Consider the following 11,024-nt stretch of genomic DNA (forward strand, 5'->3'; position numbering starts at 1 on the left):
TGGAACGCCCTGCCTCATGGCCTCACATACCTTCCTCATCCTGAGGTGCGAGCGTAGCGAGCCTCGAAGGACGCAAGGCCTCACACCAGCCGCTTGCCGGCGTCGTCGATGATGGAGCCGAGGTCGCGGGCTTCCTGGGCCAGGATCATCTCGTTGTGCGCCTTGCCCGACGGGATCATCGGGAAGCAGTTCTCTTCCTTGGTCACCCGGCAGTCGAACAGCACCGGACGGCGGACGGAGATCATCTCGGCGATCTTGTCGTCCAGTTCGCCGGGATGCTCGGCCCGCAGGCCGACCGCGCCGAAGGCCTCAGCCATTTTCACGAAGTCCGGCAGGCTTTCGGAATAGGAGTGCGAATAGCGCTCCCCATGCAGCAACTGCTGCCACTGGCGGACCATGCCCATCCACTCATTGTTCAGGATGAAGATCTTGATCGGCAGGTCGTACTGAATGGCCGTCGCCATCTCCTGCATGGTCATCTGCACGCTGGCGTCGCCGGCGATGTCGATGACCAGGGAGTCCGGGTGGGCGATCTGCACGCCGACGGCGGCCGGCAGGCCATAGCCCATGGTGCCCAGGCCGCCGGAGGTCATCCAGCGGTTGGGGTCTTCGAAGCGGAAGTACTGGGCGGCCCACATCTGGTGCTGGCCGACCTCGGTGGTGATGTAGACGTCCTTGTCCTTGGCGTGGTGATACAGCCGCTCGACCGCCTGCTGCGGCTTGATGAGCTTGGAGTCCGGCGTGTAGGCGAAGCAGTCCCGCGCCCGCCAGACCTCGATCTGCTTCCACCATTCGTCCAGCGCAGTCTTGTCCACCGACAGGCGCATGGCCTTCCAGGCGGCGATCATGTCCTCCAGCACGCTGGCGGCGTCGCCGACAATGCCCACGTCGCAGCGGACGTTCTTGCCGATCGACGAGGCGTCAATGTCCACATGGATCTTGCGCGAGGTGGGCGCAAATGCGTCCAGCCGGCCGGTGACCCGGTCATCGAACCGGGCGCCCAGGGCCACCATCACGTCGCAGTCGTGCATGGCGTGGTTGGCCTCGAAGCTGCCGTGCATGCCCAGCATGCCCAGCCACTTGGGGTCTGCGGCCGGGAAGGCGCCCAGGCCCATCAGGGTCGAGGTCACCGGCGCGCCAGTCAGTTCGGCGAACTCCCGCAGGAGTTCCGACGCCCTGGGGCCGGCATTGATGACGCCGCCGCCGGTATAGAGGATCGGCCGGCGCGACTGGGCGATCAGGGTGACGGCTTCGGCGATGCGGCCGGCGTCGCCCTTGACCTGGGGGCGGTAGTCATGGGCGTGGGTGACGGCCTGTGGGCCCTGGTAGGCCGCCTTGCCGAACTGCACGTCCTTGGGGATGTCGATGACCACCGGGCCAGGGCGGCCCGAGGTGGCGATGTGGAAGGCCTCGTGCATGATGCGCGGCAGGTCGTCGACGTTCTTGACCAGATAGTTGTGCTTGGTGATCGAGCGGGTGATGCCGATCGTGTCGCACTCCTGGAAGGCGTCGGTGCCGATCAGATGGGTGGCCACCTGGCCGGTGATGACCACCAGCGGAATGGAGTCCATCAAAGCATCGACGATGCCGGTGACGGCGTTGGTCGCGCCGGGCCCCGAGGTGACCAGGACGACGCCGGGCTTACCGGTGGAGCGGGCGTAGCCTTCGGCCGCGTGGGTCGCGCCCTGTTCATGGCGGACCAGGATGTGACGCAGGCGCGGCTCGGCGAACAGCGCGTCATAGATCGGCAGCACCGCCCCGCCCGGATAGCCGAACAGGACCTCTACGCCCTGGTCGATGAGCGAGCGGACGACGATCTCGGCGCCGCTCATCATCTCGGTGTCGGCGGCTTCGGGGGCGGTGATGGTCTGGTGGGCGGTCATGGCAGTGGCCTTCTTAGGCTGGCCTTCAGGGCAATAAAAAAGGCCCGCTGGGGGGCCTGGTGCAAGCGACCTCGTTCGCGCCGATCGAAATCGGCCCGTCTAAGGTCGCCACTTAAGTACGATGCTGACGCGCACGCGCGTTCTCCAGATATAGGGTTTCCCGCTCATCGCATGCTCACGCCGGGGCGTCAAGGCGCGCTCCGAGCAAGAAACTGCCTCCATTGCGCCTCGGGCTCGGTCTCCGTGACCCGGGGCCAGTCCGGCGTCTGGTTGCGGAACCAGGTGGCCTGGCGCTTGGCGTAGCGGCGGGTTTCCTGCTGGGCGGCGGCCAGCGCGGCCTCCCGGTTCATCTGGCCCGCCCGCCATGCGGTGATCTCCCGCAGCCCCAGGGCCTTCATCACCGGCAGGGCGGGATCAAGGTCACGGGCGAGCAGGGCCGAAACCTCGTCGAGCGCCCCGGCCGCGAACATGGCGGCCAGGCGGGCGTCGCAGCGGCCATAGAGCGCCTCGCGGGGCGGATCGACGACGAGGCCCCGCCAATCCTCCGCCGCCAGCGGCGACGTGGTGGCCGACTGCAGGTCGGACAGGGCCTGGCCGGTGGCGAGATAGACCTCCCAGGCGCGCACCAGCCTCTGACGGTCGCCAGACGCGATTCGGGCCGCCGCCGCCGGATCGACCTGCGCCAGCTCATCGCGGAAGGCGGCCTCACCCAGGGTGTCGAAGGCCGCGCTGGCCTGTTCGCGGACCTGCGGCGGCGCGTTCGGGATTTCCGCCAGGCCGTGAGTCAGGCCGCGGAAGTAGAGCCCCGTGCCGCCTACCAGGATCGCAGGTCGTCCCCGATCCCGGATCGCCGCGATGATTGGCAGGGCCGCGCGCAGCCAGCGTCCCACCGACCAGGCTTCTGCGCCGTCAGCCACGCCGAACAGGTGATGCGGCGCCTGGGCCATCTCTTCTGGCGTCGGCCGGGCGCTGAGAATCGTCAGGTCGCGGTAGAGCTGGATGGAGTCGGCATTGATGATCTCGCCGCCAATTTCCCCGGCCAGGCGCAGGGAGATCGCCGTCTTGCCGCTTGCCGTCGGCCCGCCGATCAGCCAGATGCGGGGCTCCATGGAAATCGCTCTCACCCTTGTCAGTCCGCAGGAGGCCGCGCTCGCCGCGGCCACCGTCCAACTCACCCAAGCGCTCGCAGGCGCGCAGGCCCGCGTCAAGGAACCCCGGCCGCTGGGGCCCGGCGCGGTGGACCTGTCGGTGGAGGCCCAAGCCATCGCGCCGGTGCGCGCCGCTGTGCAGGCCGCCCTCTCGGACCTGCCGGTGGACGCCTGCGTCCAGCCCTGGGCGGGACGGCGCAAGCGGCTGCTGATCGCCGACATGGATTCCACCATCATCGGCTGTGAGTGCATCGACGAACTGGCCGACTTCGCCGGCGTGAAGGACAAGGTCTCGGAGATCACCGAGCGGGCCATGCGTGGCGAGCTGGATTTCGAGGCGGCCCTGCGCGAGCGGGTGGCCATGCTGAAGGGGCTGCCGCTCTCAGACCTCCAGCGGGCCTATGATGAGCGCGTCCGGCTTAATCCAGGCGCCCGGACCCTGGTGCGGACCATGGCGGCCGGCGGCGCGCGCTGCGTGCTGGTCTCCGGCGGCTTCACCTTCTTCACCAGCCGGGTGGCGCAGGCCGCGGGCTTTCACGCCCAGCGGGCCAACACCCTGATCGAAAACGGCGACGTCCTGGCCGGAGATGTGGGCGTCCCCATCCTGGGCCGTGAGGCCAAGCTGGCCGCCCTGCGCGAAGAGGCCGCCGCCATCGGCGCGGACCTGTCGGCGACGCTTGCCGTGGGCGATGGGGCCAACGATCTGGCGATGATCGAGGCTGCAGGACTCGGTGTCGCCTACCGGGCCAAGCCGGTGGTCGCCGCCCAGGCCCACGCCAAGGTCGATCACGCCGACCTGACGGCGCTGCTCTACTTCCAGGGCTTCACCGCCCAGGACTTTGTCACCGACTGAAGCAGGCCTTGATTTCGCGCGGCCGGCGGCCTGGGCTAAGAGCCTGTCCATGACCTTGCCGCGTCCCGTTTCCGCCGTCGTCTTCGATATGGATGGCCTGCTGATCGACTCCGAACGCCTGATGCTCCAGGCGATGCAGGGCGCGGCCCTGGCCCTGGGCCGGGACATGCCCTTCCCGGTGTTCCAGAGCATGGTCGGCCTGACCCACGCCGCCAGCGACGGCATCCTCATCCGCCATTTCGGCGATGGCTTCGCGCTGGACGACTATGTGGCCGATGTGCGGGCGCGGTTCGTCGAGGCTCACAACGCCGGCGTCGCCCTCAAGGCGGGCGTCATCGAGATGCTCGACCATCTGGACGCGGTCGGCGCCCCCCGGGCGGTGGCCACATCCTCGCGCATGCGATCGGTGGAGACCCACCTCGGCCATGCGGGCCTGCTCTCCCGGTTCGACGCCTTCATCACCGCCGAAAGCGTCACCCACGGAAAGCCGCACCCCGAGCCCTATCTGAAGGCGGCGGCCGCCCTGGGTATGGACCCCCGCGACTGCATCGCCCTGGAGGACAGCCACAACGGGGTCCGCGCGGCGGCGGCGGCCGGCATGATGACCATCATGGTGCCCGACATGCTGGAGCCCAATGACGAGATGCGGGGTCTCTGCGTGCGCATCGCCCAGGACCTGCACGAGGTCCGTGACCTGCTGGCGGTGATGGTCGGCAAATGAAAAGCCCCCGATCCGGCTAAGGATCGAGGGCTGATCGTCTTGGCGTCGCCGACGCTTATCGTGTTCCGCCCGGGCCCCGCTCGAAGTAGCGGAAGAAGGCGCTGTTGGGCGACAGGACCATGGTCGCGTCCCCCTGACCGATGGAGGCCTCATAGGCCTGCATCGACCGGTAGAAGGAGGCGAAGCCCGCATCCCGGCCAAAGCTGGTGGCGTAGATGCGCGTCCGTTGCGCATCGCCTTCGCCTCGGGTGCGGTCCGCGGTTTCCTGGGCCGTGGCCAGGGTGATGGTCACTTCCTTGTCGGCCTCGGCGATCCGTTCGCGCTTCTGCTGTTCGCCGACGGCGCGGATCTGGGCGGCCTGCTGTTGGCGGGCGGTCTCCATCCGGCGGTAGGTGGCGGCCATGTTTTCCTGCGGCAGGTCGGCCCGGCGGATACGGACGTCGATCACCTCGATGCCGAGCCGCGAGGACGCCGCCCGGGCGCGAACATCGGCCAGGGTGTTGGCCATGACGCCTGAGCGGGCGCCGGAGATGATGTCGCTGGAGGGCGCTGAACCCAGCACCTGGCGCAGGGAGGAGTTGACCAGTCGCTGAATACGGTCGCCAGCGGTCCGGTCGTCGCGCAGGGTGCGGTAGTACTGCAGGGGTTCGCTGATCCGGTAGCGGATGAAGGCGTCCACCACCAGGCGCTCCTGGTCGGCGGCGATGACCTCTTCCTCTTCGGTTTCGAGGGCGATGTTGCGCTTATCGAACCGCAGCACCTGCTCCATGAAGGGGATCTTGACCTTCAGTCCCGCCGTGGCCTCGGAGCCCGCATTGACGACCCGGACGGGGTCGCCCAGACGGACGACGATAGCCTGCTCGCGCTGATCAACGATGAAGAAGGTGTTGGCCAGCACGATCAGGGCCACCACCGCGGCGATGGCGTAGGGAATGTAGCGACGGTCCATCATCATTGGCTGCTCCTCGCGCCGGGGGCGGCCGATCCGGTCTCAGCCGGAGTCGCGGTGACGTTCGGTGTTCCGGTCCGAGGCCGGAAGACGTCCGGCGGCAGGATGATCGGGGCGCTGGCGCCGTCGGAATCGACGATCACCTTGTTCGAGTTCTGCAGCACGCGCTGCATGGTCTCGATGTAAAGGCGCTCGCGGGTCACAGCCGGGGCGGACCGATATTCGGCATAGATTTGGTCGAAGCGCGCCGTCTCACCGGTGGCTTCCCGGACAGCCTGCTCGCGATAGGCCTCGCCGGCCTGGGTGATGCGCGCGGCGTCACCCTTGGCCTCGTTGACCACCCGGTTGAAGTAGGCCTCGGACTCGTTTCGGGCCGACTCGGCGTCCTGGCTGGCGTTGAACACGTCACGGAAGGCCGCGATGACCTCGGCCGGCGGGTCAGCATTGCGGATCTGGACCTCGACGACGCTGACGCCAGCGCCCCAGGAATCCAGGGTCTGCTGCATCAGTTCAGCCGCCTGGGCCTGCACCGGACCACGGCCGCGGGTCAGGATGAAGTCGAGCTGCGAGCGGCCGACAACTTCGCGCATGGCGCTTTCGGCCACGGCCTTAACCGACTCCTCAGGATCGCGGATGGTGAAGATGAACCGCGGAGCGTCCGCCACCCGCCAGGTGACGCTGAACTTCAGGTCGATGATGTTCTCATCGCCGGTCAGCATCAGACTTTCCTGGGCGTTGGCCGATTCCGAGGTGCCGCCGATATCGATACGGTTCAGGGAGGTGACGGGCACCTTTTCGACGCGCTCGATGGGGGCGGGCAGGGCGTAGTTCAGGCCAGGGCCAGCCGAGCGGGAATAGGCGCCGAAGGTGGTCACCACGGCCTGCTCGTTGGGCTGAACGAGGTACAGGCCCGACAGCGCCCAAAGCGCGAAGGCCACGGCCGCGACCGCAGCTATGGCGCCGGGACGGATCTGATCGCCACCGGGCCCGCCGAAGAACCGTCGAAGACGGGCCATGAGCTGCTCAAGCAGCACGTTCAGGTCAGGCTGAGGTCCGCGAGGTCCGCGGGGACCGCCGCCGCCAAGGCCGGGCCGCCTCGGGCCACCCGGTCCGCCGGAACCGCCGGAGCCGCCGCCTTGTTGTGGCGGGGTTCCCCAGGGGCCGGGATTTACGTTGTCATTCCAGGGCATTCTTTTTGTGCGTCGTCTTTCTGGGTCGCGTCGTCGGGGGACGTCGTTGGGGTCGGCGTATCTCGGCGCGGCCGCGATGTTCGGTCCGCAGGGGCGGACTTGTAAACCGGCGCTTACAGCCGGATATGTGACGGCCAAGCCGCCAAAGCAAGCCGAAGACGACATGAACACATCACGCCTGCCTGACCGCGACGCCCTGCTGGCTCAGCTCGAAGGGGTCATTGACCCTCGCAGCGGGAAGGGTCTGGTGAGCGCAGGGCTGGTCCAGGGCCTCTCGGTTCGCGCCGGCCGGGCCGGGTTCATGATGGAGGTGGCGCCAGGCCTGTTGGAGCTCTACGAACCCCTCCGCGCCCAGGCCGAAGCGGTCCTTCGACAGACGCCCGGGGTCGAACAGGCGCAGGTGGTGCTGACCAATGCCGAGGGCCATGGCGCCCCGCCGCCGCACCCGGCTCAGCGCACAGCCAAGGCGGCGTTAGACCCGCTCGCCGAGCCGCCTCTGGCGCCCGGGGTGACCCGGGTGCGCCGGGGGGCGCGGCTGGCGGCCGATCCCCAAGCCACCCCGTCGCCGCCCCCTGACGCCCTCCGGCCGGCCCATGTGCGCCGGGTGATCGCCGTGGCCAGCGGCAAGGGCGGGGTGGGGAAGTCCACCGTGTCCGTCAGCCTGGCGGCCGCCTTTGCGGGTCTTGGTCTGCGGGTCGGTCTGCTGGACGCCGACGTCTATGGTCCGTCGGCGCCGCGCATGCTGGGCGTGGATGGAGACCCGGAATACCATCCCGAAAAGAAGCTGATCCCCCTGGAGGCCTGGGGGATCAAGGTCATGTCGATCGGCTTCATGGTCGACGAAGGCGCGCCGATGATCTGGCGCGGTCCCATGGCCTCCTCGGCGGTGCGCCAGATGATGCACGAGGTCGCCTGGGGCTCGGAAGAAGAACCCCTGGACGTCCTGATCGTCGACATGCCGCCGGGTACGGGCGACATCCAGCTGACCCTGATCCAGAAGATGAAGCTGGACGGCGTGGTCATCGTCACCACGCCGCAGGAGATCGCCCTGATCGACGCCCGGCGCGCCGCCTCCATGTTCCAGAAGACCGCGACACCGATCCTGGGCCTGATCGAGAACATGGCCTATTTCGCCGATCCGGCGACCGGAACCCCCATCCCGATCTTTGGCCAGGGGGGCGGCGCAATCGAGGCCGAACGGCTGGGCGTGCCGATGCTGGGGCAGATCCCCATCGACGTGGCCCTGCGTCAGGCCTGCGACGACGGTCGTCCCTTGGGCGCTACGGCGCCTGACAGCGGCCCGGCCAGGGCCTTCCGTCAGGCGGCCGCCATGCTGCGCGGGCGGCTGGGCCTCTAGCTCTTGCGGGGCTCCACCAGGGGGGTGGCGATGGAGGGCTCGCTGGCCAGGGTCTCGATCACCGGCGCGTTGTCGTAGAGCGCCTTGTCGTAGAGGGCGTCGCGTTCATCCAGTTCCTGGCGGATCTCGCTGTGACGCTCCTCGCCCAGCTTGTAGCCGACGAAGCACAGGCCCCCGAGGGCGACGAAGAAGATGGGGCCCACCAGGAAGGCGTACTCCAGGCCGCGCACCGCCTCGGGTGTGTTCACCGCGCCGTCGGTGGCGATGTAGCCCACCCGATCGAGAACCGTGAAGGTCAGGAAAACCGCGAAGGCGCCGGAGATTTTCGAGGTCAGGGTGGTGATGGCGTAGAGCAGGCCTGAACGCTCCTTGCCCTGTTCGAGGCGGACCTCGTCAGCCACATCGGCGGTCATGGCCCGGGTGAGCACCTGGAAGCCGGCGGCCAGGAAGCCGGCGGTGAACATCTGGAAGGCGCCGATCATCATGTCGCCCTTGGGCAGGAAGGGCAGGGCCACCAAGGCGAGGGCGTAGCCGGTGGTGGCCACCATCACCGCCCGGTGCTTGCCGATGCGCATGGCCAGACGACCAAGCAGCGGCGCGCCGCCGAAACCAGCCAGGATATAGACCGCCAGCAAGGCGCTGGCCTGGCTGGTGGTGAAGCCGCGGCTGTCGGTGAAGAAGAAGAGGTACAGCGCGCTCATCCAGCCGGGACCAAGCGACAGACACAGGTCGGCCAGGACGATCCGCCCCATGGAGGGCCGCGCGATCAGCCGCCAGTATTCTTTCAGCTGGAACTTCTGCTGGCCCGGCACGTCGGGGGAGATCTTCTCCGGCGTCAGGGCGACCACCAGCCAGACGGCCAGGGGGGTCAGGATCATGACGAACCAGCCCATGGCCGGCACGCCCTCGGACTCCGGACGGCCGAGGGCGGCGACGATGAAGGGCATCAGCAGGACCAGCAGGGCGCCCATGACGCCCACGGCGGTCATGATGGCGAACACCCTTGAGCGGTCATTGTAGCGGGGGGCCAAGGTGGCGGCCCAGGCGGCGTGGGACAGGTGCAGGATCGAGGTGCCGATATAGAGGATCAGCAGCCAGAAGATCAGGCCGGCCACGCCGCCTGAGGGCGAGATGAACAGCATGAAGATGGCCAGCATCAGCACCGGCGCGCCGATCATCGTCCACAACCGGTAGCGGCCGAACCGCGTCCGCGTCCGGTCCATGGCTAGGCCCAGAAGCGGATCAAGGGGGATGTCGATCATCCGCACGAAGGCGAAGGCGGTGCCCACCGCGAGCAGGCTGATCCCAATCTCGCTGGCGAAATGCCGGGGCAGATAGACCGACATAGCGATGGTCAGCGCCGACAGCGGCAAGCTGGTGCAGGCGAAGGCGAGGATGGTCGACAGCTTCAGCTGTGACGGCGGTGCTGCAGCCGCGGCTGCGTCGGTGGTGGCCACTCGGGCGTCTCCCCAGATCTATGGTGACGCCTCTGACGGGCGCTATCCGTGGCTCATAGGTTACGCGCGATCACCTGCGTCAAGGCAAGGCCCATTTGAGGTTGAGAGGCAAAAGAAAACGGGCGGCCCCCAGGAGGACCGCCCGTCGTCAGATCAGGAGCAAGGACGGGGTTTAGCCACCCGACAGCTTGCGGAAGAACTTCTGGCTCTGCTCGCCGCCGGCGGCGTAGGCCGCCTGGCCTTCGGGGTCGGCGATCTTGGACCAGTTGTCGCGGACTTCCTCGACCGACAGACCGCCTTCGCCCAGATAGACGCCTTCGGTCTCATAGATGCGCGACAGGGCGAAGGCGCCCGCGCCGGCGGTGAGGATGGCGCCGGTGGGGGCCTCTTCCGAGCAGAGGTAGACCACGCCCGGAGTCACATATTCGGGCTTCAGGCGCTCGAGGATCGCGGGAGGCATCAGATTCTCGGTCATCCGCGTGGCGGCCACCGGGGCGATGGCGTTGACGTGGATGTTGTTCTTGGCGCCCTCGAGACGCAGGGTGTTCATGAAGCCGATGATGCCCAGCTTGGCCGCGCCGTAGTTGGACTGGCCGAAGTTGCCATAGAGGCCCGAGGACGAGGTGGTCACCACGATGCGGCCGTAGTTCTGCTCGCGCATGATGTCCCAGACGGCCTTGGCCGGCTTGACGGTGCCCATCAGGTGGACGTTCAGCACGAGTTCGAAGTCCGCGATCTCCATCTTGGCGAAGGACTTGTCGCGCAGGATGCCGGCATTGGCGACCAGGATGTCGATCCGGCCCCACTGGTCCATGGCCTGCTTGATCATCAGGGCCACGCCGGCGTCGTCGGTGACCGAGGAGCCATTGGAGATGGCTTCGCCGCCGGCGGCCTTGATCTCTTCGACCACCGCGTCGGCCGCAGCCGAGGAGCCGCCCGAGCCGTCCACCGATCCGCCCAGGTCGTTGACCACGACCTTGGCGCCGCGCCGGGCCAGTTCCAGAGCATGCTGACGGCCAAGCCCGCCGCCCGCGCCCGTCACAATGGCCACTTTACCGTCGAAGCGGATGTCCGCCATGGAAGTCTCCCGATATCAGGTGAAGGAATTGGCGGCGTTGTGCGCGGCTGACCCCTTCTCCGTCAAGGCGTTGGCGCGTTCTCAGGTGGCCGGGACGACCCCCGCCGCGGCGGTCTGGGCCGGGCGCAGGAACTTCACCAGCACCCGCTGGCCGACCAGGAAGGGGGCGCCGTCGGCGCTGACCACCACCTCGACCACCCGCTCGTCGGCCCGTTCGGTGGGGTCGTCAGAGACCAGCTTGCGGGCGCCGAACACGGCGGCGCGGCGCAGCACCTGGCCCTTGAAGGTCTTGGTGGGATCGGCCTCGGAGGCGATCTCGACGGTCTGGCCCAGGCTCACATGGGGCAGGGCGCCCTCGGCGATCTCGGCCCGGACGATCCGCTGGCCG

The 11,024-nt window shown here is 68.1% G+C and carries 9 protein-coding genes and 1 pseudogene; 3 read left to right on the forward strand and 7 right to left on the reverse strand.

Annotated features, from left to right (window positions below):
- Positions 1 to 80: 80 nt before the first annotated feature.
- Both Q7V15_RS12925 and miaA read right to left on the reverse strand, forming a co-directional pair.
- Entirely contained in the window at positions 81 to 1,883 is a 1,803-nt protein-coding gene (locus Q7V15_RS12925; protein ID WP_304756096.1) for an acetolactate synthase 3 large subunit, read from the reverse strand.
- A gap of 188 nt (positions 1,884 to 2,071) precedes the next feature.
- A complete protein-coding gene (gene miaA / locus Q7V15_RS12930; RefSeq protein ID WP_304756097.1) occupies positions 2,072 to 2,992 on the reverse strand; it encodes a tRNA (adenosine(37)-N6)-dimethylallyltransferase MiaA in 921 nt (306 codons plus the stop codon).
- On the opposite strand from miaA, the gene serB reads away from it, so the two are divergent.
- Positions 2,991 to 3,884 (forward strand): phosphoserine phosphatase SerB, encoded by an 894-nt coding sequence (gene serB, locus Q7V15_RS12935; protein WP_304756098.1) that lies wholly within the window; start codon positions 2,991 to 2,993, stop codon positions 3,882 to 3,884. The genes miaA and serB overlap by 2 nt on opposite strands.
- A 49-nt stretch (positions 3,885 to 3,933) precedes the next feature.
- Complete coding sequence (locus tag Q7V15_RS12940; RefSeq protein ID WP_304756099.1) at positions 3,934 to 4,605, forward strand: HAD family phosphatase; 672 nt, start codon at positions 3,934 to 3,936, stop codon at positions 4,603 to 4,605.
- 55 nt (positions 4,606 to 4,660) lie between these two features.
- On the opposite strand, the gene hflC is transcribed toward Q7V15_RS12940, so the two are convergent.
- Both hflC and hflK read right to left on the reverse strand, forming a co-directional pair.
- The gene (gene hflC / locus Q7V15_RS12945) at positions 4,661 to 5,560 is read right to left on the reverse strand and encodes a protease modulator HflC (RefSeq protein ID WP_304756100.1); all 900 of its coding nucleotides are present in this window, start codon (positions 5,558 to 5,560) and stop codon (positions 4,661 to 4,663) included.
- Positions 5,557 to 6,570, reverse strand: coding sequence for an FtsH protease activity modulator HflK (gene hflK, locus Q7V15_RS12950; protein ID WP_304756101.1), 1,014 nt, complete (start codon positions 6,568 to 6,570; stop codon positions 5,557 to 5,559). Before hflK ends, hflC begins: the two co-directional genes overlap by 4 nt.
- 337 nt (positions 6,571 to 6,907) lie before the next feature.
- Here hflK and Q7V15_RS12955 point away from each other — a divergent pair, with 337 nt between their 5' ends.
- Positions 6,908 to 8,101, forward strand: coding sequence for an Mrp/NBP35 family ATP-binding protein (locus Q7V15_RS12955; RefSeq protein WP_304756102.1), 1,194 nt, complete (start codon positions 6,908 to 6,910; stop codon positions 8,099 to 8,101).
- Here Q7V15_RS12955 and Q7V15_RS12960 read toward each other — a convergent pair.
- The 3 genes and pseudogenes from Q7V15_RS12960 to Q7V15_RS12970 form a co-directional block, all read right to left on the reverse strand.
- On the reverse strand, positions 8,098 to 9,558 hold the full coding sequence (locus Q7V15_RS12960) for an MFS transporter (RefSeq protein ID WP_304756103.1): 1,461 nt from the start codon (positions 9,556 to 9,558) through the stop codon (positions 8,098 to 8,100). The two genes, Q7V15_RS12955 and Q7V15_RS12960, sit on opposite strands and share 4 nt — an antisense overlap.
- A 172-nt stretch (positions 9,559 to 9,730) precedes the next feature.
- Positions 9,731 to 10,636 (reverse strand): SDR family oxidoreductase, encoded by a 906-nt coding sequence (locus tag Q7V15_RS12965; protein ID WP_304756104.1) that lies wholly within the window; start codon positions 10,634 to 10,636, stop codon positions 9,731 to 9,733.
- An 81-nt stretch (positions 10,637 to 10,717) separates the two neighbouring features.
- Positions 10,718 to 11,024 (reverse strand): annotated as a pseudogene (locus tag Q7V15_RS12970) (hemolysin secretion protein D); the annotation flags it as partial.

It is taken from the genome of Phenylobacterium sp., from assembly GCF_030651755.1.
In the GTDB taxonomy this organism is placed as follows: Bacteria; Pseudomonadota; Alphaproteobacteria; order Caulobacterales; family Caulobacteraceae; genus Phenylobacterium.